Origin of the sequence: Streptomyces misionensis (genome assembly GCF_900104815.1) — a bacterium.
Classification (GTDB): domain Bacteria; phylum Actinomycetota; class Actinomycetes; order Streptomycetales; family Streptomycetaceae; genus Streptomyces; species Streptomyces misionensis.
The window spans coordinates 7,016,099-7,037,673 of the sequence record NZ_FNTD01000004.1; the positions used below are offsets into that span (position 1 = coordinate 7,016,099).

Genomic DNA, 21,575 nt, shown 5'->3' on the forward strand with positions numbered 1-21,575 from the left:
CGGACGGAGGGCGGGCTCGGGCGTCGGACCTGTCGGATCACCGCTGCCGGGCCGGGGCGAGCACGGTTCGCAGCTCGGGGTCCAGCACGGCGTGGAAGGCGTCCGGGGCGCCCGCCCGGAACAGCGTGCGCATCAGGGCCCGCTGCACCTTGCCGCTGGTGGTGCGGCGCACCTGGCCGAGGCGGACGAGGACCACCCCGCCGACCCGCACGCCGAGGCGCGCGGACAGCGCGGCCCGGACACGGCGTGCCAGCGCCTCGGGCCCCTCGTCCCCGAGGTCGCGGGCCCGCACCTCCTGTACGACGACGATCTCCTCGCGCGCCCCCACCGGCACCCCGAAGGCCGCGCCCGGCAGCCCGTGGAACGCGGGTTCGAGGGAGCGCAGTTCCCTCTCGATGTCCTGCGGGTACAGGTTCCGCCCCCGGACACTGATCATTTCCTTGAGCCGCCCGGTGACGAAGAGCTGTCCGTCCACCCGTGCGCCCAGATCGCCGGTGCGCAGGAACCCGCCCTCGCCCGCCGCGGTGACCGCTTCGAAGACCCGGGCCGTCTCCTCGGGCCGCCGCCAGTAGCCGAGCGCGACGCTGCCGCCGCGGACCCACACCTCACCGATCGCGCCCTGCGGACGCTCCCGGCCCGAGACGGGGTCCACGATCCTGACGTCGAGCCCCCGGGGCGCCCCGCAGCCGACGAGCGACACCGTCGCCGCGTCCGGCCCGGGGGGCCGCAGCACCCCGCCGGCCAGCCCGGCCGCGTCGAAGAGCCGTACGTCGGGCGGCTCGTCCACCGCGGCCGACGACACACAGAGCGTCGCCTCCGCCAGCCCGTACCCGGGTGTCAGCGCCTCCCGCCGGAACCCGGCGGACTGAAACCGTTCTGCGAAGCGGGCCAGGGTGGCCGGATCGATCGGCTCTGCGCCGTCGAGCGCCTGCCGCCAGCGCGACAGGTCGAGGCCCGCCGTCTGCTCCTCGGTGAGCTTGCGCGCGCACAGGTCGTACGCGAAGTCGGGCGCACAGCTGACCTCGGCGCCGTACCGGTCGATCAGCCGCAGCCAGCTCACCGGACGCTTCAGGAAGTCGGTCGGCGACATCAGCACCACCGTGCCGCCGAGGTACAGCGGCGCCAGCAGCATGGCGATGAGACCCATGTCGTGGTGGGCCGGCAGCCAGCTGCACCACGTCATCCCGGAGTGCCAGCCCTGGTTGCGGGCCAGCAGCCGGATGTTGTGCACCAGCGCGCCGTGGGAGACCATCACGCCCTTCGGATCGCCGGTGGATCCGGAGGTGTACTGCAGGAAGGCGACGGTGCGCGGATCCACGGCCGCGGGCGTGCCGTCCCCGCCGGTGACCGGCACCCGCGCCGTCTCGATCACCTCGTCGTCGAGCACGAGCCGCGCACCGCAGTCGGCCGCGATCCCGGTGATCCGCGTCTCCTGCCGGGCGTAGGTTCCCCGCGCGGGCACCGGAACCGGCAGGACACCGGCGTACAGACAGCCCAGGAACGCCATGGCGAACCCGGTGCCGGGGGAGCAGGAGAGCAGCACCCGCTCCCCGGGAGGGCAGCGCCCGCCGACCCACCGGCCGACCGCACGGGCGGCGGCCTCCAACTCGCCGTAGGTGAGGACCTCTTCGCGCTCACCGGTGCGGAACCGGACCGCGACGCGTTCCGGTTCCTCCCCGGCCCGCGCGCGAAAGCCGTCGACGAAGGACCGGAAGCCGGTTCCGGCCGGACCGCTTCGGACTTGCTCCGCCGCACACACGATCCACGCCTCCTCGGCCCTCCCCGCGGACACTCTCCGGCTCCATCGGCCGGGGCCCCGCCTGCCGCCACATGAACAGGAATGGGCAGGCCACAGCATGGTTCGCCCCGCTATACCGGTGCTATACACCCGGGAACCACCGGCGCAGGCGCCGGTGGGGGAGGGACGGCCCGCGCCGCCTCGACCGTCGGCCCGCGCCGCCTCGACCGCCGACCCGCCGCGGGCGGGCACTCCAAGGTGCGACATACTCGCCCGATGGGTTCACGCACTTCCCCGGTCGGCCGGTCGATCACGATACGGAGGACCGTCGCGCGCGACGCCAGGCGGCTCACGCGGCTCGTGCGCGGCTCGGGCGCCTACCAGGGGCAGTACGCGTCCGCGGTCGAGGGCTACCGGGTCGGTCCCGACTACATCGAGGCCCACCGCAGTTTCGTGGCCGTCGGCGGTGCGGAGGACGGCGGCCGGGTCCTCGGGTTCTACTCGCTCGTCCTCGCCCCGCCGGAGCTCGACCTGCTGTTCGTCGCGGACGAAGCGCAAGGGCGGGGTATCGGACGGATGCTCGTCGAGCACATGCAGTGCGAGGCCCGTGCCGCCGGGCTCGACCGGGTCAAGGTGGTGTCGCACCTTCCCGCCGAGGACTTCTACCACCGCGTCGGTGCGGTGCGGACGGGGACCGCGCGCGCGACCCCGCCCGCCGTGCCGTGGGACCGCCCCGAATTCGAGTTCCGCATCCCCGCGCGGTGAGGCGGTCCGTCGGCTCGCCCTGGGTCAGGGCCGGGAGTTCAGCAGGGGAAGGTGCCGCTGTAGAGGGCGTGCCCGTACGAGGAGCTGCCGGGGCCGAAGCCGTAGACGCCGTCGTCGGTCCAGACCGCCTCGCGTGAGCCGTCCGCACAGGTCGAGGCCGGCGCGATGGCGAACCCTTCCAGGTTGTCGGTGGGCATGACGGCCGGGTTCGTGTACGTCACGTCCGGGACGATCGCGCCGGTGGAGTCGACCTTCATGAAGGTGTGCGTCTCTGAGCAGGTGTTGTCGCAGGTGGCGATGATGTGCTGGGTTCCGGCGTCGAACGTCACGTCCATCACGGAGGACTTGCCGGTGGAGATCGTGCCGAACGTGGTGAACGTGCCGTCGGAGTTCAGGCCGTAGACGTGCAGCGTGCCGTCCCACTCCAGGCCGGCGAAGAACAGGCCCGACCCGTGCAGCGGGTAGTTCGCCGGGTCGTAGGCGGCACCGGTGAGCGGGTCCACCCAGCCGTTGGCGGTCAGCCAGCTGTCCGGCACGTAGCCGACGCCCTCGAAGCCCAGGTTGGCGTCGTCCTTGCTGCCGGTGTTCAGCTGCGGGAACTGGGCGGTCATGTCCCACTGGCGGAGCGGTGTGAGCGTCGAGCCGGCGGCGGACGGGTCGAACTCCATGATCGTGTCCTTGGGGACCGTGTTCTTGGCGTTGTCGCGCTCGGAGGTCACGTAGACGTGCCCGTTGCCGCCGACCGTCAGCCCCTCGGAGTCCGGCTCGCCGGAGCCGCCCAGGAAGCGGAGCTGCTTGCCGGTCGCGCTCCACGACGGGTCCGGGATCCACTTGCCGTTGCTCTTGACCAGCTTGAACAGCCAGTTCTTGTTCTTCGCCGCCCACAGCACCGACGGGTTCGACGGGTCGAACGCCAGGCCGCTCAGATCCCGGCCTTCGGGACCGGTGGAAGTGGTGAAGGCGCAGACGTCGTCGGCGATCGTGACGTCCTTCCCGCCCGGCCACGCCAGGGTGCCCGCCGGGGCGGAACCCGTGCCGGTGGGCGCCTCGGGGGCGCAGCCGCTGGTGAGCGAGCCGCCGCCGCCCAGCAGCCGACCGGTGTCACCGCCGCCGCTGCCTCCGCTGCCGCCCGAGCAGGAGTTCGCGCCCCCGAAGGTCGCGGTGGTGGAGGTCCGGAACCAGCCGGTGCCGTTGGCGCAGCGCTCGCTCGACGGCTTGGCGCCACCGGTCGCCCAGGTCACCGAGTCGATCGTGTCGCCGTTGCCGTCGACGAGGAAGAGCGAGTCGTTGTCGCCGAGTCCGAGGGCGGAGTCGAAGGTGACGTAGCCGCCGGCGGGGATGCTGGTCGCGCTCGGCGAGGAGGACGAGAGGGCGGCGGGGGAGTGGGAGGTGTCACCGTCGACGTACTTCCACGACCCGACGGCGACCGCGCTGGTGCCGCCGTTGTACAGCTCCACGGTGTCCGCGTCGCCGGAGGTGACCTCGTTGATCCGCACCCGGCTCGCCGCCGGGACCGAGGCGGGGCAGCCGGGTGAGTTCGGGGCGCCGAACGTGGTCGCCGAGGTCGTGGTGACCCACGCGCCGGTGCCGTCGCCGCCGCAGCGCGCCATCGCGGGCTTGGCCTTGCCGGTGGCCCACTCGACGCGGTCGACCACCGTGCCGCCGGCCGTGTAGATCACCAGCTTGTCCGCATCGCCCAGCCCCTTGGGCGAGTCGAAGGTGACGAAGCCGCCGGCCGGGATCGTGCCGGAGGACGGGCTGAACGACTGCGGCGAGAAGCTGTCGTCGGACACCTTCCAGCCGCTGACGCTCACCGCGGTCGAGCCGGCGTTGTACAGCTCGACCGTGTCGTTGTTCGACGAGGTGACCTCGTTGATCCGGACGTTCTGGTAGTCGGCCGGGTCCGCCGCGGCCGCGGGCTGGGCGGCGAGCACCCCTGTGACGAGCAGTCCTGAGAGCGTCAGAGCCGCGGCGCATACGGAGGCGACGCCGGCACGCGAGTGTGAGGTAGGCACGAGGCGGGACTCTCGCGACACGCGCTTGAGACAGCGTGAACTCCAGCCGAACTCCACCTGCCGCCTACCGGAACGCCGGGCGTGCCCGGACACCCGCACCCGAGCCGGAGGCCCGCGCGGTGGGCGCGGTGTGGATCGAAAGCGCTCATTCCTCCTCGGAGGAGTCGGACATCGCCTCCAACGTGGCTCGCGTCGGCGACGACAGCCGGGGTTCCCCTCGGAACGACCCCGCGCCACCGGGCTTCGCCATCGGGAAGTTCTCGCAGAACTCGTCCACGGAGTAGTTCCCGTCGTTGTTCCGCAGGGCCGCGCGCAACGCCTTGCTCGCTCCGGGGTACCGGAGTTCCTCGGCGTTGTGCGCCATGCCGTACAGCACGGCGGCGGCACGCCGGGCTTCGCCGTCCTGCTGGAAGAGGCGCGCGTTCTCGGGAGTCAGCGAGCCCGCTCCCACCGCGTCCGCGAGGGCCACCCGCTGTGCGGGACTCAGGCGCGGCAGGAGGTGGGCGTACTTCTCCCACTCCCGCCCCTGTGTGCCGGGGTAGTCGTCCTTCCTGCTCTTGACGACGGCCCCCAGGTCACCCTCGTATCCCTGGTTCAGGGAGACCGATCCGAACGGTGTCACCGGCTTGCTCCCGATGAGGTCGCCCTTCGCCGGCACTCCGCGCTTGGTACGGCGCTCGTTGGCGCGCTTCAGGCGGGACGCGCCGTCCATGGGCTTCTCGACGGCCTCTTCGGCGGGTTCCTCCTCCGTCCCGGTGCCGCGAGGCGCGAAACGCAGGGCCTCCTCGAGCGCGAACTCGAAGTCCATTTCGTCGCCCGATGCGTCGATGTCCCTGTCGTTCATCAGTTCATCGAACTCGTCGTCCTTCATCCGCTGGACCGTGGTGGACGACGCGAGGGGCGTGCCGGTGATCCGCTGGAGCGGGGCGTGGTCCGCCAGCACCCGGCGGGCGTTCGCCTCGGCTTCTCGTTCGAACGGATCGGAAGGGTCGGAGATCCGCAGGCCGCCGCCGTTGTCGGTGCCGGCGACCGGGCCCTGCCGTTGCTGGATGACGTGGGTGAGTTCGTGGGCCAGGGTGTGTTCGTCGGCGCCGCCCTCGCCGATGACGATGTGCTGCCCGGAAGTGTAGGCGCGGGCACCGACCTCGGCGGCGGAGGCGCGTGCCGCGGCGTCGTCGTGGACGCGGACACCGGAGAAGTCCGCGCCCATCCGGGGCTCCAACTCGGCCCGGACGGCCGGGTCCAGGGGCCGTCCCGGAGTGTTCAGCACGTCGTGCACGCGTGAGCGCTGCACCACCGGTGACGGCTGCCCGTCACGGGAGTCCGGCCGGCCGCCGCCCGAGCGGGCGCGCTGTTCTTCGAGCATGCGGCAGACGGCGGCGTTCCCGACGGAGCGCTGAAGGGCCGACACCGCCGCGGGGCTCATGGCGGAGAGCGCACCGCCGGGCAGGACGGCCGCGGTGGGGGACGACCGCCGCGTGTTCCCGGGAGCGGAACGGAGCGTCTCGTCGCCGGTCTGCTGAGCGGTCCGCTGAGCGCGCATGGCATCCTCCGGTGACCTGAAGTACCGGGCGTCCACTTTCGTGCCCGCCCGGACCTGCGTACAGGGCCGGGCGGACGGAAGCGAGGGCATGAACCGTTGCCCGAACGGACACCTCCCGGCGCGGTGCGGCTCCTTTGGCGGGGCTTCGGCACCCGCGGTCCACTGTCCCGGCTCCGGCGGCAGGGCGGAGGGCCGCCCGTCGAACCCGTCCCGGACGGCTCCGGATAGGGTGATGGCATGTACACACGGGGGCGCACGCTCAAGGTCACGGCGGTGTCGGCGATGGTCGTGCTGGCCCTGACCGGCTTCTCATCGGCTCATGGCCACAGGAGCCACGGTGGTGGCGGTTGCAGCAGCTCCCACCAGGACCACGACGGTTCGTCGACGGCGCGGGACAGCGGCTCGTCCGGCAGCGGCCCGGACGACTCCGCGACGAGTACGAGTACGAGTACGGGCGGCGGGTCGCGCCGGTCACGGCCCACCCGCACTCCCACCCCCACCCCTACGGCGTCCTCCTCCCGCGCCGCCGCCCGGCCCCTCAGGGACGGCACCGCGGTGCTCGTGCACTGCGCGAGCACCGCGGACCCGTACGCGACCGTCGAGGTCAGGAACCCGAACGGACGCGACGGGGTCTTCATGGTGAAGATGAGCTTCAAGGACGCGCGGGGCTTCGCCATCGCCGACACGGGCAACGAGGTGTCGGTGCCCGCGAAGGGCAGGACGACCCTCCGGGTGTCCGCGGTGAGCACGGGGCGCGTGGCGGAGATCGCGCACTGCGAGGTCGATCCCCGAGCCGTCGCCGACCGCTGACCGATTGCCCGCGACGGCGCGCCGCCCTCCCGGTGTTCCCCGGCGGGCGGCGCGCCGCATGGTGCGGAGAGGGCAGGATTCGAACCTGCGTGGACCCCTGAAGGGATCCGACCCCGAGACGCGCTCGCCGGTCCCCGATCAACCACTCCGGGCACCTCTCCTCGCTCCCGGCCCCGCTGGTTCCGGGGGCCGTTCACGTGAAAGAGAATCGCATGGACCCCTGACACGGGGCTGACACGTCGGCACTCCGGGGACCAGCACGTCACGCCCTCGATCTCGCGCTCCCGCAGCCGTCGCTCCGCGCGGCCCGGCGACCCGAGACGACCGGCCCTCAACGGGCCGTCCAGCCCCCGTCCAGGGGGATCGAGCTGCCGGTGATGTGGCCGCTGCGTGCCGTGCACAGCCACAGGGCCGCCTCGGCGACCTCCTCCGGCTCGATCAGGCGCTTGATCGCCGTGCGGTCCAGGAACACCCGGTCCAGCACCTCCGCCTCGGAGATGCCGTGGGCGCGCGCCTGGTCGGCGACCTGCTCCTCGACCAGCGCCGTGCGCACATAGCCGGGGTTGATGCAGTTGCTGGTGACGCCGTGCGCCGCGCCCTCCAGCGCGACCACCTTGCTCAGGCCCTCCAGCGCGTGCTTGGCCGCGACGTACGCCGACTTGTAGGCGCTGGCCCGCAGCCCGTGCACGGAGGAGATGTTGACGACCCTGCCCCACTCCCGCGCGTACATGTGGGGCAGTGTGCGGCGCAGGATGCGGAACGGCGCCTCCACCATGACGCGTTGGATCAGCGCGAAGCGCTCGGGCGGAAACTCGTGCACGGGGGCGACGTGCTGGAGGCCCGCGTTGTTGACCACGATGTCGGCGTCGTCCGGCAGCGCGTCCACGGCGTCGGCCTGCGAGAGGTCCGCCACGACGGCGATGCCGCCGATCACCCGGGCCACCTCCTTGGCGGCCTCGGCGGCCCGGTCCACCACGTAGACCTCGGCACCGGCCGCGGCGAAGCCCTCGGCACAGGCCCGGCCGATCCCGGCGGCCGCACCGGTGACCAGAACCTTGCGGCCGGTGAGGAAGCGGGCCGGGGCCGGAGCGGACGCGGCGGCGTCGCCGGGCCCGGGATGCTGGGACGAGCCCTCGTCGGAGCTCTTGGTGCTGTCCATGGCCGACAACCGTAGGGACGAACCAGGACGCGATGCACGTCGGTCGCCGACATATTTTCGACGGACGAGATGGGGCCCGCCACCATGTGCCGACGACCGGTGGACGCCCCGGGCCATGGCCCGTCCGCAGCGCCCGGCAGGCACGGGCACACCGGTCGGCGCCCGCCGCCGCAGGCACAGCGCCACCGCGGACACCATGGGGGGACGAGCCACGCCGGGCAGCGCGGTCCTGGCTGTCCCTCACATGTCGCGCCGGACCGGCCGGTCGTACGGTCCGCTTCCAGCAAGCCGGTACGACGGCGGGCCGCACGCGGCCGGGTGCCGCGACGGCCGGCGCAGCGGGCGCGGGGCGGAGCCGGGCGGGGTGGGACCGCCGGGCGGCGCGCCGGGCCCGCGCTCCCCTCCCACCCCCACCACTCATCGGAGTCGCAGCATGCTTCACTCCACCTGGCGTGGATTCATCCGGCGCACCGCACTCGCCGCCGCGCTGGCCGCCTGCGCGGCGGGCCTGACCGTCGCCGGCCCCCTCGCGTCGAGCGCGGCGGCGGCCGGCACCCTCACACAGGTCACCGACTTCGGTTCGAACCCCGGCAACCTGGCGATGTACGAGTACGCCCCGGCCGGCCTGCCCGCCCACGCGCCGCTGGTGGTGGCCCTGCATGGCTGCACCCAGTCGGCGAGCGACTACCACACGCACTCCGGCTGGCAGAAGTTCGCCGACCAGTGGGGCTTCGCCGTGGTCTACCCGCAGACCAGCCCGGCCAACAACAGCCTGTCCTGCTTCAACTGGTTCGACTCGACCAAGGACACCCGCGGCAAGGGCGAGGCGGCCTCGGTGATGCAGATGGTCGACACCGCCGTGGCGCAGTACGGCTCGGACCGCGGCCGCATCTTCGTCACCGGCCTGTCCGCCGGCGGCGGCATGGCCGCGGACCTGCTCGCCGACTACCCGGACGTGTTCGCCGGCGGCTCCGTCGACTCCGGTCTGCCGGCGCAGTGCGCCACCACGCTGACCGCGGCCTCCGGCTGCCAGTCCGGCAGCCAGAACCTCACCCCGAAGCAGTGGGGCGACAAGGTCCGCAACTCCTACCCGGGTTACCCGGGGCCGTGGCCGCGGGTCGCCATCTGGCAGGGGACGTCCGACACCACCGTCAACCAGGTCAACGGCACCGAACTGCGCGACCAGTGGACCGATGTATGGGGCATCGGCCAGACCGCCTCCAGCACCCGGAGCCTGACCGGCGGCACCACCGAGAGCCTCTACGACGACAGCACCGGCAAGCCCGCCGTCGCCCTGTTCTCGATCTCCGGCATGACGCACGGCCTCGCCGTGAACCCCGGTTCGGGCGCCGACCAGTGCGGCAGCACGGGGTCCTACTACCTGAACTACATCTGCTCCAGCTACCACACCGCGCTGTTCTGGGGCCTGGACGGCAGCGGCGGCCAGGGCGGCACCGGTTCCCTGCCCGCCCCGTCCGGCCTCACCGTGACCGGCACGACCGACACGGGAGCCTCGTTGTCCTGGCACCCCGTCAGCGGCGCCGCCTCCTACGCCGTCTACCGCAACGGCACCAAGACCGGTTCCGTGACGGGCACCTCCTACACCGACACCGGTCTGTCCGCCGGCACCTCCTACACCTACACCGTCGCCGCCGTGGACTCCTCCGGAGCCGCCGGCGCGTCATCGGCACCGGTGACGGCGACGACCACGGGCGCCGCGCCCAAGTGCTACACCGCCGACAACTACCACCAGGTCCAGGCCGGACGCGCCCACCAGAGCCTCGGCTACACCTACGCCAACGGCTCCGACGACCCCATGGGCCTCTACACCCTCGCCGTCACCCACACACTGAAGGAGACGTCCCCCGGCTACTTCGTCGTCGCGGATTCGGGCTGCTGACGCTCGCTGGGGACACAGCGGAGCCGAGCCCGGAGAATGAACGTGTTCCCGCCGGGTAGGCATCCGTCACCAGAGGGCGAGTCCGGCTCAGGGGGGCGAAGTGGGTTCCGCGTTCAGGTCCATGGGGGCAACGACCATGAGGCACAGAGCCGGGTTCCGGATCGTTCGGGCTGGCCCGACGGACGCCGCGGCTCCTTCGCGAAACCACCGGATCACCTCGGTACGCACGCGGGTATGACCGTCCCCGTTGTCGCGCCCTCCGAGGACGGCATCCCGTGGCTCGATCCCCAGCCCGGCGGCGTCGGGGCGTTGGTGACCTGGCGCGAGGCGAACGGCGCGCCGCGTCTGGCCTCGGCGGGCGCGGACCGCACGGTACGTGTCTGGGACCTGCGATCGGGCGCGCCGCTGGGGTCCCCGCTGATCGGCCACACCGCCTGCGTCGGCGCCCTGACCCACTGGACGGAAGACGTCGGGGAGCAGCGTCTCGCGTCGTCGGGCGAGGATCATACGGTGTGGATCTGGGACCCGGCCCGGGGAACGGCAGTCGTGGGTCCTCTGACCGGACACACCGAGTGGGTCATGGGGTTGACGAACTGGACCGAGCCGGACGGCTCCGTCCGGATCGCCTCGGCCAGTGCGGACCACACAGTGCGGCTCTGGGACGCCCGCACCGGAGACCCGCTGGGGGAGCCGCTGTTCGCGAGTTCGGGTGGTCTGTGGGCCGTGGCGGCGCTCGTCCTGCCCGATGGTTCCGTGCGGTTGGCGGCCGGTGGTGACGGAGGGGACGTTCACTTCTGGGACGCCTTGACCGGCGACCCCACGGGTCTCATCCCGCAGGCAAGCGCGTCCGGCATCTACGCGCTCAAGGCCTGGCAGGGGCCGGATGGTGCTGCCAGGCTCGCGATTGGCGGAGTGGATGGCACCGTACAGGTCCGAGACGCCGAGGGACACTCCGTCTGCGGGCCCATGACCGGACACACGGCCGCCGTGCGCTCCTTCACCGTGTGGACCGGCGACGACGGAGAAACACTGCTCGCATCTGCTGCCGCGGACGGCACGGTTCGCATCTGGAATGCCGAGACCGGCACCGCCGTGGGAGATCCCTCGTCCGGCCATCTCGGTTGGATGCCCGCGGTCGCCGCATGGGCCGACGACAGTGGCAACTCCCGCCTGGTCACCGCCGGAGACGGAGGGACGATCCGGCTCTGGGACCCCCGGACGGGTCTCGACGTGATGGAGCCGTTGATCGGCCACGTCGCCGGTCAGTGGGCGCTGACCAGTTGGAGGAGCGCGGATGGATCCGTACGACTGGCCTCGGCCGGCGACGACGCGGTCATCCGTCTTTGGGATCCCGAGTCGGGAACACCTGCCGGACCGCCTCTGACAGGGCACACGGCCGGAATCTGGGCACTCACGAGTTGGACGAGCGCGGACGGACGAGCCCGGCTCGCCTCGGCAGGCGACGACGGCACCGTCCGGATCTGGGATCCCGACACGGGAGACGCGCTGCACGAACCGCTGCCGGGACAGGCGGCCTGGTTACCGGCCCTCGCCTCGTGGCCGGGCACCAACCATGAATGGCGCCTGGCCTCGGGCGGAACCGACGGAGTCGTCCGCGTGTGGGATCCGGAGACAGGAGCACTGGTCCGGGAATGGGCCTCCGGCTCGCCATGGGTACTGGCTCTGGCGGCGTGGACGAATGCCGACGGATCGCGACGACTTGCTTCGGCCGGGGACGACGGCCACATACGGGTCTGGGACCCGGAGACCGGCACTGCGGTGGGTGCGGAGATGGCCGGCCATACGGCATGGGCGCGGGCACTGGCCGTATGGACCACTGAACAAGGCATGCCCGCACTCGCCTCGGCTGGTTTCGACGCCGTTGTCCGAACCTGGGATCCGGAGACGGGGGCCGCGGTGGGCAGCCCGCTCACAGGGCACACCGCACGTATCGGGGCGCTGACAAACTGGCAGGACACCGACGGCGCAATCCGCCTGGCCTCAGGCAGCGACGACGACACCGTCCGGCTGTGGGACCCGCTTGCACAGGACTCGGCAGGCGACCCTCTGGTGGGTCACACATCGGGCGTTTGGGCCTTGACGAGCTGGACCACACCTTCGGGCGACCCGCGGATCGCGTCGGCCGGGTATGACGGCACCGTACGGCTGTGGAACCCGCAGACGGGCGAGGCGGTCCGGACGATCGAAACCGGGCCGGTCACGTTGTGGGGCATGTCGGACGCCCCGGCCCGAACGGACCTGCTCGGCCGCAGCGCTCTCGCCCGTGCCCTGGCACACCAGGCATTCCGGCCCATCGACCCGTCGAAGGGCGAGGGCGGCCCGAGTGTGATCAGTGTCGAGGGACCCTGGGGCAGCGGGAAAAGCACCCTGATGACGCTGGTGCGCGATCTGGCACCGAGCCCGACCCGCTCCAGCCCGCACCAGCCCCGCGAGCGCCCCATGACCGTGCGTGAGGCCGTACGGGAGATCGGCAGATACGGTCGTCGTCAGTCCGCACCACAAGCCGGCCCCGATCGAGGCGGCATCGTCACGGCCTGGTTCAACCCTTGGTTCTACCAGTCCGGACAACAGGTCTGGGCGGGGCTGGCGGGGGAGATCATCGAGGCCGTGGCGCCCGTGCTGTACCCCAGCGAGAGCGAACGCGAACGCTACTGGTTCACCCGCAATCTGGAGCGTGTCGACCGATTTGCGCTGCGGCGGCTACTGCTCCGCCGCACCGTCTCGCCACTGCTGGGCATCGGCATGGTCACCGTACTGCTGCCTTTCCTCCTCGGCCTTGCCGCATTGGACAGGTCCTTGGAAGTTCTCGGTGCCGGTTGGACGGCAGTCGACGTCTCGTTCGTCGTCGCCGTCGTGTTCCTGCTCGTGGCCCTGATCCATTCCCTGGTCCGGTACGGCTTCTCTCGCGTATCCCGCTTCATCCCCGGTACGATGCTGCGCCTGCCGGTACACGAAGGCGGGGAACCCGGCGTTCAGGACGGTCTGGAGCAGGGTGCGGACCCGCTTTTACGCGCGTCGGCCGGGTCGCTGTACCTGCTGCAGCACGACATCGGGCAGTTGCTCGGGGATCTGGCTGACACGGGCAACGAACTCGTGGTGTTCATCGACGACCTGGACCGTTGTCGCAGCGATACCGCCGCCGAAGTGTTCGAAGCCGTCAATCTCTTCCTGAACGGCATCGCCACCGGGCACGGCCTACGAGCTCGTTTCGTCATCGGCCTCGACCCTTCGGTGGTCGCCGGCCACCTGGACGCCTACACCGGCGCGACCGGAACGGACCCGGGTGTCTACGCACAGGACCCGAGCCCGGGCTGGGCTTTCCTGCGCAAGCTTGTACAACTGCCCGTCGTGCTGCCTCAGGTCTCGGACCAGGGAGTAGCCGGCTTCGTCGAAACCGTGACCCGTCTGCCGTCCGCTCAGCAGACATCCGCGTCGGTGAGCGTTCCCTCTCGGCGGAGCCCCGCACGCGCCTTGCCGGGTGAGCCAAGCGCGCCCGCTGCAGCGCCGGACACGGGAACCGCGGGCGGCTCCGTCGCGGGAAGCACGCGCAGGCCCGCTCCCACCGCAGTACTCGCCGTACGCACCCTTGAACAGCACCCCAGGATCCAGCAACTCCTCAAGGAACGGATTGCCGCGCTGGAGGAGCCGTCGATCCGTGAGGCCAAGAGGATGCTGAATGTCTGGCAGCTGTATGAGCGAGCACTGATGGTGGACGAGCCGCTGGCCCGGTCCGAGGCGGCGGTGGAACGCGCCTGTCTTCTGGTGTACGTGGCCGAGATCGTCGTGCGGTGGCCCGCGCTGCAGCGTCGGCTGCACCGGCGGGTGGACGGTGGCCGGGGGTTGGGCGTGCTCGCGGCGGCCGCCGAGGACGACGCGGCGTGGACAGCGGGGCTGGAACTGCTGGGCCTCGACCAGCCTCCCCTTGAGCCTGCGGTCCGAGGGCTCAGACAACTGCTGCGTACCCAGGACGGAACGGCGATCGCGAGACTGGCGAGCCGGGTTCTGTGAACGCTTCCACGCAGAGCTCAAGCGCGGCGTGTGATCACTCGGCCGATCGTCTGCCTGACCTCGCGGTAGGACGGGTTCTCGATGAGCTTGCACTCCGCGTCCGCGCCCGCCAGGACGTCGCAGACCGTCTGCACGGCGAGCGACGAGGCACGCAGGTCCGCCGCCGTGGTGTGAAAGCCCGTCTGCGGCAGGCAGAGAAAACGCTCGGAACCCAAGGACACCAGGCTCTGCCAGGCGGGCGAGCGGCGCAATCCGTCGCTGGCCGCCCGTATCCGGCCCTTCGAGAGTGCCTGATACAGGGCGGTCGGATCGATGAGATCCGGGTGTCCGCTGTTGATCAGCAGCGCGCCGTCCTTCATCTGCTCCAGTTCGTTCTGACCGATCTCGGGCCGCTCTCCGCGCGCGGGGCCGGGGCGGTGCAGGCTCACTACGTCCGATAGCGCCAACAGCTCCGCCTTTTCGAGGTAGCGCGCCGAAGTGGCGGACTCGAACTTCGGCTTGCGGTGTGGGCCGGCGTAGACGACACGCATGCCAAGTCCGGCCGAGGCGATCGTGGCCACGCGTGTGCCGATACGGCCCGGGCCGATGACACCAAGGGTGAGGCCACGCAGTTCCAGCGCCGCGGGTCCCATCGTGTCGGGCGTAGTGAGCCCGTCGGCTCCTGAACGTGCGACCGATCCGAGAATCGGTCGCGCCATGGCCAGCATCAGCAGGAGCGTGAACTCGGCCACTGAGTCGGCGTTGGCGCCTGGCGTCGCGGAGAAGGCGATACCCAGTTCCATGGCACGCCGCCAACCCGGCACAAAGCCGCGGTAGTCGGATCCCACGAAGGCAACCGCCTCCAGGAGAGCGGCTTCCTCGAAGTGTTCGGCCTCCGGTTCCTCGTAACCGCCGATGATGTATCCCGATGCACCCAGCAGCGCCCGGCGCAGCTCGGCTCCTGTGATCTCGTCCTTCTCGAGCCTGCGCAGGGTGTACCCGCGGGCTTCGACCTCCTGGAGCGCCGACGGTACGACCAGCGAGGTGCCGGTCACCAGCACGATTCTGCCGTCGGCGATCACACCGTCTCCCCGAGGGCGTCCACGGAGCGCCAGGCGCTGTCCAGGGCGTCCAGGCCCAGGCCGAACAAGTCCTCGTCGCGCAGGAGCGGCACGCGTATCCACTGCGATCCCGGATTGCCTGTGTCGCCCCGGTCACGGTCCCAGTAGAAGCGGTCGCCGGGCAGTACGGTCACGGACCGCGTTCGGCAGGCATCGACGACAGCGTCCCGGCGCCGACCCAAGTGCAACCATGCCACGGTCCGTTGGAACGTTCGCTCATCCGTGGGATCGAGCGTGAGACCGAAGCGCTGTTCCAGGCTTCTTTGATTGGTGGCGGCGACAGCTCGCGCGCGGGCGGCCTCTCCGTGCTGTCCGTCGTCTTCCAGCAGTGCCGCGAGCATCCTGATATTGAGTTCCGAGACGTTGAGGAGTACATCGGTGCAAATGGAGCCGAGGTCGGGGGCAAGGGTACGGGTGGCCGTGAGTACTCCGACCTTGGTGTCGTGCAGGGGAATCGTCTTGCCGGTGTCGTCGACGGTCATGACGTCGGCTCCGATGCCGTTCGCCAATTCAACGATGTCCAGCTTCAGTCCCGGATCGAACATTCGGAACGAGGCGTCAAGAACGAGGAGCGTTCGGTTTCTCGCCGCCCACTCGACAAGTGCCAGTGCCTGGCCGGGCGCGAGTACTGCGCCGGTCGGATTGTTCGGCGCCACGACGACAAGCGCGCCGAGGCCCAGTGAGTCGAGGAAGCCGGTGTCACAACTCGGCAGGATGCGACTCTCCGGTACGGGCACCATCTGCAGGCCGCTCCTGGCGAAGAGGGCCGGCACGCTGTCGAAAGTCGGCGTGATCATGCCGATCGGCCCGTGCACTGTCCGCAGGTACTTGGCGATCACATCCAGGGCGATCGAAGCGGAGTACGTCAGGTAGGAGGAGTGAACCGGATAGCGCTGGCCGGTGTGCCGTGCAAGAGCCTGGCGGAACCACGTTTCCGCCTCGAAATAGTCGGGCCCGACATCGGCCAAAAGATCCTGCGTCACCTCGGATATACGCCGGACGGAGCTGGGGGACAGGGCGTGGCGGGCGTGCGCGTCGGCCAGGTTGATGGTGTCGGCGGCGAGCGCGGGCCACTCGTGTTCGGTGAGTGAGTAAGTGGATGAGTCTGCTTTCACTGAGTCACCTCGAAGACGATCAGGGAGAACAAACCACGTGGCGAATAAACGCCGCACTCCAGGACTCGGACGTCCCGTATGCGGCTGCCCAGCGACTCGGTCAGGCGACGGATCGTGGGCACACGGGAATCGGAGCCGTCGTCGGCCGGTTCGTGCTCAAGGATCACGGTGAGCCGCCGAAACCTCTGTGCCGCGCGGAAGACGACGGCGGATGCGATCTGGTCGTACGAGGGGAAAGTGCCGGGTCCGGTGCCGGACCGAGCAGCCTTCGCCGCTGTCAGGGCAAGTTCGGCCTCCGTCCGAAGCCATGCATGAGGCTCGGGCCGTGGTGAGGAGAAGCCGAACGGTGGAGAGGTGTAGAGCACGGCTCGCCGTGTTTCCTCATGGAGTTCGTCCCACACCGCCGCCTGGGTCGCGTCGCCCCAGAGGACGTGCGACCCGGCAGACGCGTTCGGGCCGCCCTCCAGATCGGCCAGCATCTCACCGTCGGAGACAGGACGTTCGGTGCTTGCACTCAGACGACGGGCCACTGAAAGACACGAGGCCACTGGTTGGTCGGGATCCACCCGAGAGGGCAAGGTGCTTGCGTCTTCGGGACCGGCCACCGACTTGGCGAGACACACACAGGCCAGCAGGGGATCCAGCTCGATACCGAAGAAGGGCAAGCCGAGCAGGCGTGCCGCGCAAGCCGAACTTCCGCCGCCGGCGAGGGGATCCACGAACAGGTCGGCGTCCGGGCAGAGATCCCGAACTATGCGGACGGTCGTGCGAACATTTGATGCGTTTCTGGCCTGAAACCACCGGTCGATCGGTTCACATGGATCGGGGAGGTACTCCGTCAGATTCCCCGGCGGACGGTACTCCTTCAGTACCGACGTCACAGCTCCATCGCCCCCTCGTGAGCCCGGCAATCCGAAGTACCACCGGAGAGGACTACCCTGCGAGCCTGCCGCATAAGAGCGCGTTCTAGCCGAACACGGTGGCGCGTTGGCGTCCCAGGTTGCCCGGCTCGGCAGCGGTCACATGGCGACAGGCCCCCTGGGCGCTTATGGCGTGCCGGGCCGGCAGTGCGCGATCACGCCGATACGGAACCTGGTCAATGGGTGGGGCTCGTAACGCCGCCCCCCTCAAGATCATCCGAATTGCGCCGTTTTCCAGGCCGTGTGCTACGGCAACATGTCGACCTCATGGCGGCGCCGGGCAGAACCTGGTGTTCCGGCGAGGTGCGGACCAGGTTGACGTGTACATCCCCATGTCACCTTCCGTACCCCCAGAAAGCTTCACCGCGCATGCATCCCACCTGTCTCCCCGGTGCTCCCGAGGCGCACGTCACGTGTGTGGGGAGGAGGTGCCGCGCGTGGTGCGCTATGTGACACGCAAGGCGGCCGGCTGGCTCCTGATGATCGTCGTCGCGACGAACGCCACCTATTTCCTGGCGAGTTGGTTCCTGGACCCGCGGTCGAACTTCAAGGAGCTGCGGCCCGTCCGCAGCGAGGCGCAGATCGACCGGGCCCTCGCGCCGTACAACCTGGACCCCCGGGTGCCGCTGGTGCACCGCTGGTGGGACTGGCTGACCTCGGTGATCCTGCGCTTCGACTGGGGGAAGTCCCCGACCGGCGTCTCCGTCAACGGCGAGGTGGGCTACCGGGCCCTGGTCAGCGCCGAGTTGGTCGTCATCGCGACCGTGCTGTCCGTCGTGATCGGCGTCGCGCTCGGCGTCTACACCGCCGCACGGCAGTACGGCTGGGCCGACCGGGTGGCCCAGGCCGTGTCCATCGTGGTGTTCAACATCCCCGCCTCCGTCGCCGCCCTCGCCGTGGTCTTCACCGCCATCTGGCTGAACCAGCACACCGGGATGCACTTCTTCTACGTCGCCGGGGAGAACTCACCCGGCGTCGAAGGGCTGCTCCCCACGATCGGGGACCGGCTGCGGCACCTGGCGCTGCCGACCGTGGCGCTCACACTGATGGGCTACGTCGGCTACCACCTGACGCAGCGTTCACTGCTGCTCGACACGCTCCACGCCGACTTCGTGCGCACCGCCCGCGCCACCGGGCTCACCCGGGGCCAGGCCATCCGCAGGCACGCCCTGAGGGCCGCGCTCATCCCCACGGCGGCTTCCGTGGCGTTCAGCGTCCCGGCCGTCTTCACCGGCGCCGTCATCACGGAGACGATCTTCGGCTGGAACGGCATGGGCCGCTACTTCGTCCAGACCATCAGCAAGAACGACGTGCACGGCGTCGTCGCGACGGCCGCCTTCGCCGCGGCACTCACCGCGATCGGCGCGATCCTCGCGGACATCGCCACCGTCTTCCTCGACCCGAGGGTGCGGGTGAGCTGACGTGACCGCCGACGCCACGACCACCCCCTCCCCCCGCCCCGCCGGGGAGCAGGCCCCCGAAGCGGCAACCACCCCGCCCCAGCGCGCGCACCTCGGCCTCGGCCGGCTCTATCTGCGGCGCTTCCTGCGCAACCGCCTCGCCGTCGTCGGAGTGGTGATCTTCCTACTGCTGGTGCTCTTCGGAGCGTTCGGCGGCCGGTTCACCTCCTACGCGTACACCGACGCCGACTTCACCGCGCTCACCCAGCCGCCGAGCGGCCTCCACTGGTTCGGCACCAACCAGGGGGGCAACGACATCTACGCCTGCGCCGTGCACGGGCTCCAGCGCTCCCTGGTGATCGCCGTGAGCGTGTCCGTGCTGACGATCGTGCTGGCCGCGATCATCGGCTCCGGCGCCGCGTACTTCGGGGGCCGGGTCGAGCGGATGACCCTCGCCGTCATCCACTTCCTCCTGGTCGTCCCCTCGTTCCTCATCCTCGCCCTGGTCTCCCACCGGCTGGCCGGCGACTGGCGCGTGCTGATCGTCGTGCTGACCGTGTTCGGCTGGATGTCCACGGCCCGGGTGATCTGGTCGGTGTCGACCTCACTGCGCGAACGGGACTACGTGCGGGCGGCCGAGTTCATGGGCGTCGGCCCGCTGCGCATCACCCTGCGCCACATCATCCCCAACCTCGGCTCCCTGCTGATCGTCAACCTGACCCTCGGCGTCGTCGCGACCGTGCTCAGCGAAACCGCCCTGTCCTTCCTGGGGTTCGGCGTCCAGACCCCGGACGTCTCCCTCGGCACCATGCTCGCGGACGGCGCGGGCACCATCACCAGCGCCCCCTGGCTCTTCGCCTTCCCCGCGGGGCTGGTCGTGCTGCTCACCGTGTCGATGACCTTCATCGGCGACGGCCTGCGCGACGCCCTCGACCCCACGTCGGTGACCGGCTCGGCAGGAGGCCGACGATGACCCTCGCGACCCCGCTGCCCGCCCCGGCGCCGTCCACCGGCACGGACCCCGTCCTCTCCGTGCGGGACCTGCGGATCTCCTTCCCCTCCGAGGCGGGCACCGTCGAGGCGGTGCGCGGCGTCGGCTTCGACCTGCTGCCCGGCCGTACCCTCTGCGTCGTCGGCGAGTCCGGCTCGGGCAAGTCGGCCACCGCGATGGGCATCATGGGCCTGCTGCCCCCGACCGCCGACGTGCGCGGCCAGGTGCTGCTCGACGGCGAGGACCTCATCGGCCTCGACGACCGGGCGCTGTCGAAGATCCGCGGCAACTCCATCGGCATGGTCTTCCAGGACCCCCTGTCCGCCCTCACCCCGATCTTCTCCGTGGGCAGACAGCTTGCCGACGCCCTGCGGGTCCACCAGGACCTCACCAAGCGGGCGGCCTGGGAGCAGGCCGTGCAACTGCTCGACCTCGTCGGCATCCCCGACCCGCGCGGCCGGGCCGCATCCTTCCCGCACGAGTTCTCCGGCGGGATGCGCCAGCGGGTGGTCATCGCCATGGCCATCGCCAACCGGCCGTCCGTGCTCGTCGCCGACGAACCCACCACCGCGCTCGACGTCACCGTGCAGGCCCAGATCCTGGACGTGCTGCGGCTGGCGCAGCGGGAGACCGGCGCCGCCCTCCTGCTGATCACGCACGACCTCGGGCTCGTCGCGGGCCACGCGGACGACGTCGCCGTCATGTACGCGGGCCGGTTCGTGGAACGGGCGGGCGCCGTCGAACTCTTCCGCCGCCCGACGATGCCGTACACCGCGCGGCTGCTGGCCGCCGTGCCGACCGTGGACAGCGGCGTCCGCCGACCGCTGGTCCCGATCGGCGGGGAGCCGCCCGCCCTGGTGGGCCTCCCGGACGGGTGCCCCTTCGCGCCCCGCTGCGCCGTCGCCCTCGACGCGTGCCGCTCCGGCGAACCGGAGTTGCGCCACGTCACCGGACACGGGGACGTGGCCTGCCTGCGCGCAGCCGAGATCGCCGACGGATCGCTGGACCCGACGGGCGATGCCGCGCCCGCCGAGCAGCCGGCACCCTCGGGGCGGGCCGAGGCCGGCGAGGTGGTGCTCCGCGTCGAGGACCTCGTGAAGACGTTCCCGGTGACCAAGGGAGCCCTCCTCAAGCGCCGGATTGGTACGCTGCACGCCGTCAACCGGGTCGGCTTCGAACTGCGCGCCGGGGAGACGCTCGGTCTGGTGGGGGAGTCCGGCAGCGGCAAGACGACGACCCTGCTGGAGATCCTGCGGCTGCGCCGGCCCGAGGGCGGCCGGATCGAGATCTCCGGCACCGACGTCGGCACGGTCGCGTCCGGCCCGCGCGCCCGGGAGCTGCGGCAGGACGTACAGATCGTCATGCAGGACCCGTTGGGGGCGCTGGACCCCCGGATGCCCGTCTTCCACTCGCTGGCCGAACCCCTGCGGGCGGCCGGACGCGACCGCGAGTCGATCCGCGCCCGGGTCCGCGAACTGCTGGCCCTGGTAGGGCTGGACGACTCGGTCGGCGACCGCTTCCCGGCCCAGCTCTCCGGCGGCCAGCGCCAACGGGTCGGCATCGCACGTGCGTTGGCGACGGAGCCCAGGCTGCTCGCGCTGGACGAGCCGCTCTCCGCCCTGGACGTGTCGGTGCAGGCCGGGGTGATCAACCTGCTGGCCCGGCTCAAGCGGGAACTCGGGCTCGCCTACCTCGTGGTGGCCCACGACCTGGCCGTGATCCGGTACATCTCCGACCGCATCGCGGTGATGTACCTGGGGCACATCGTCGAGACCGGGGACACCGAGGCGATCTTCTCCGACCCCAGGCACCCCTACACCCGTGCACTGCTGTCGGCGATCCCGATACCCGACCCGGAGCGCGAACGCACCCGTGAACGCGTCGTGCTGGAGGGGGAACAACCGAACGCCACGCGGCTGCCCGCCGGTTGTGTCTTCGCCGACCGCTGCCCGCTGTACCGCGCTGCCGACGACGAACTGCGCCACCGCTGCCGCACCCAGCCACCCGTGCCGACCCCCGCGGCCGGACACCCCGGCCACCAGTACGCCTGCCACGGCGTCTGACCGCCCCGGCCGCCGGTACGCCCGCCA

General features: G+C 71.0%; 14 protein-coding genes and 1 pseudogene. 7 read left to right on the forward strand and 8 right to left on the reverse strand.

Annotation, left to right across the window (positions count from 1 at the left end):
* Positions 1-37: 37 nt before the first annotated feature.
* Complete coding sequence (locus BLW85_RS33260; RefSeq protein ID WP_167381450.1) at positions 38-1,792, reverse strand: fatty acyl-AMP ligase; 1,755 nt, start codon at positions 1,790-1,792, stop codon at positions 38-40.
* Between the two features lie 222 nt (positions 1,793-2,014).
* On the opposite strand from BLW85_RS33260, the gene BLW85_RS33265 reads away from it, so the two are divergent.
* Positions 2,015-2,503 carry a GNAT family N-acetyltransferase gene (locus BLW85_RS33265; RefSeq protein WP_070026069.1) on the forward strand — a complete coding sequence of 163 codons (489 nt, stop codon included), beginning with the start codon at positions 2,015-2,017 and terminating at the stop codon, positions 2,501-2,503.
* 38 nt (positions 2,504-2,541) lie between these two features.
* Here BLW85_RS33265 and BLW85_RS33270 read toward each other — a convergent pair whose 3' ends face one another.
* A complete protein-coding gene (locus tag BLW85_RS33270; RefSeq protein WP_074994842.1) occupies positions 2,542-4,518 on the reverse strand; it encodes a lamin tail domain-containing protein in 1,977 nt (658 codons plus the stop codon).
* A gap of 145 nt (positions 4,519-4,663) precedes the next feature.
* On the reverse strand, positions 4,664-6,061 hold the full coding sequence (locus tag BLW85_RS33275; RefSeq protein ID WP_079172493.1) for an eCIS core domain-containing protein: 1,398 nt from the start codon (positions 6,059-6,061) through the stop codon (positions 4,664-4,666).
* A 237-nt stretch (positions 6,062-6,298) separates the two neighbouring features.
* Here BLW85_RS33275 and BLW85_RS33280 point away from each other — a divergent pair, with 237 nt between their 5' ends.
* A complete protein-coding gene (locus BLW85_RS33280) occupies positions 6,299-6,871 on the forward strand; it encodes a hypothetical protein (protein ID WP_074994845.1) in 573 nt (190 codons plus the stop codon).
* Positions 6,872-6,935: 64 nt separating this feature from the next.
* Here BLW85_RS33280 and BLW85_RS39585 read toward each other — a convergent pair.
* Positions 6,936-7,032 (reverse strand): annotated as a pseudogene (locus BLW85_RS39585).
* Positions 7,033-7,202: 170 nt separating this feature from the next.
* Positions 7,203-8,030 carry a 3-hydroxybutyrate dehydrogenase gene (locus tag BLW85_RS33285; RefSeq protein WP_074994847.1) on the reverse strand — a complete coding sequence of 276 codons (828 nt, stop codon included), beginning with the start codon at positions 8,028-8,030 and terminating at the stop codon, positions 7,203-7,205.
* A 433-nt stretch (positions 8,031-8,463) separates the two neighbouring features.
* Between BLW85_RS33285 and BLW85_RS33290 the strand changes: the two genes are divergently transcribed.
* Both BLW85_RS33290 and BLW85_RS33295 read left to right on the forward strand, forming a co-directional pair.
* A complete protein-coding gene (locus tag BLW85_RS33290; RefSeq protein WP_074994850.1) occupies positions 8,464-9,930 on the forward strand; it encodes an extracellular catalytic domain type 1 short-chain-length polyhydroxyalkanoate depolymerase in 1,467 nt (488 codons plus the stop codon).
* A gap of 234 nt (positions 9,931-10,164) precedes the next feature.
* A complete protein-coding gene (locus BLW85_RS33295; RefSeq protein ID WP_074994853.1) occupies positions 10,165-13,959 on the forward strand; it encodes a P-loop NTPase fold protein in 3,795 nt (1,264 codons plus the stop codon).
* A gap of 17 nt (positions 13,960-13,976) precedes the next feature.
* Here BLW85_RS33295 and BLW85_RS33300 read toward each other — a convergent pair whose 3' ends face one another.
* Genes BLW85_RS33300 through BLW85_RS38945 form a run of 3 tightly spaced genes read right to left on the reverse strand, consistent with a single transcriptional unit; the run spans position 13,977 to position 17,055 of the window.
* Positions 13,977-15,020, reverse strand: coding sequence for an NAD(P)-dependent oxidoreductase (locus BLW85_RS33300; RefSeq protein WP_074994856.1), 1,044 nt, complete (start codon positions 15,018-15,020; stop codon positions 13,977-13,979).
* The gene (locus BLW85_RS33305) at positions 15,017-16,174 is read right to left on the reverse strand and encodes an aminotransferase class I/II-fold pyridoxal phosphate-dependent enzyme (RefSeq protein WP_070026076.1); all 1,158 of its coding nucleotides are present in this window, start codon (positions 16,172-16,174) and stop codon (positions 15,017-15,019) included. The genes BLW85_RS33300 and BLW85_RS33305 overlap by 4 nt, the downstream gene beginning before the upstream one ends.
* Positions 16,171-17,055 (reverse strand): site-specific DNA-methyltransferase, encoded by an 885-nt coding sequence (locus BLW85_RS38945; RefSeq protein WP_143060485.1) that lies wholly within the window; start codon positions 17,053-17,055, stop codon positions 16,171-16,173. Before BLW85_RS38945 ends, BLW85_RS33305 begins: the two co-directional genes overlap by 4 nt.
* A 476-nt stretch (positions 17,056-17,531) precedes the next feature.
* Here BLW85_RS38945 and BLW85_RS33315 point away from each other — a divergent pair, with 476 nt between their 5' ends.
* From BLW85_RS33315 to BLW85_RS33325, 3 genes are read left to right on the forward strand one after another with little or no spacing between them, the layout of a single operon-like run.
* Positions 17,532-18,515, forward strand: a complete 984-nt coding sequence (locus BLW85_RS33315; RefSeq protein WP_074994861.1) for an ABC transporter permease — start codon at positions 17,532-17,534, stop codon at positions 18,513-18,515.
* Position 18,516: 1 nt separating this feature from the next.
* Positions 18,517-19,467: an ABC transporter permease gene (locus BLW85_RS33320; RefSeq protein WP_208624932.1), complete on the forward strand. Its 951-nt coding sequence runs from the start codon at positions 18,517-18,519 to the stop codon at positions 19,465-19,467.
* Positions 19,464-21,548, forward strand: coding sequence for a dipeptide ABC transporter ATP-binding protein (locus BLW85_RS33325; protein WP_074994863.1), 2,085 nt, complete (start codon positions 19,464-19,466; stop codon positions 21,546-21,548). The genes BLW85_RS33320 and BLW85_RS33325 overlap by 4 nt, the downstream gene beginning before the upstream one ends.
* Positions 21,549-21,575: the final 27 nt, after the last annotated feature.

Excerpts from the sequence above, each read along its gene's own strand:
- BLW85_RS33275 (WP_079172493.1), bottom strand. The coding sequence starts at position 6,061 with ATGCGCGCTCAGCGGACCGCTCAGCAGACCGGCGACGAGACGCTCCGT.
- BLW85_RS33295 (WP_074994853.1), top strand. The coding sequence starts at position 10,165 with ATGACCGTCCCCGTTGTCGCGCCCTCCGAGGACGGCATCCCGTGGCTC.
- BLW85_RS33290 (WP_074994850.1), top strand. The coding sequence starts at position 8,464 with ATGCTTCACTCCACCTGGCGTGGATTCATCCGGCGCACCGCACTCGCC.
- BLW85_RS33280 (WP_074994845.1), top strand. The coding sequence starts at position 6,299 with ATGTACACACGGGGGCGCACGCTCAAGGTCACGGCGGTGTCGGCGATG.
- BLW85_RS33325 (WP_074994863.1), top strand. The coding sequence starts at position 19,464 with ATGACCCTCGCGACCCCGCTGCCCGCCCCGGCGCCGTCCACCGGCACG.
- BLW85_RS33265 (WP_070026069.1), top strand. The coding sequence starts at position 2,015 with ATGGGTTCACGCACTTCCCCGGTCGGCCGGTCGATCACGATACGGAGG.
- BLW85_RS33285 (WP_074994847.1), bottom strand. The coding sequence starts at position 8,030 with ATGGACAGCACCAAGAGCTCCGACGAGGGCTCGTCCCAGCATCCCGGG.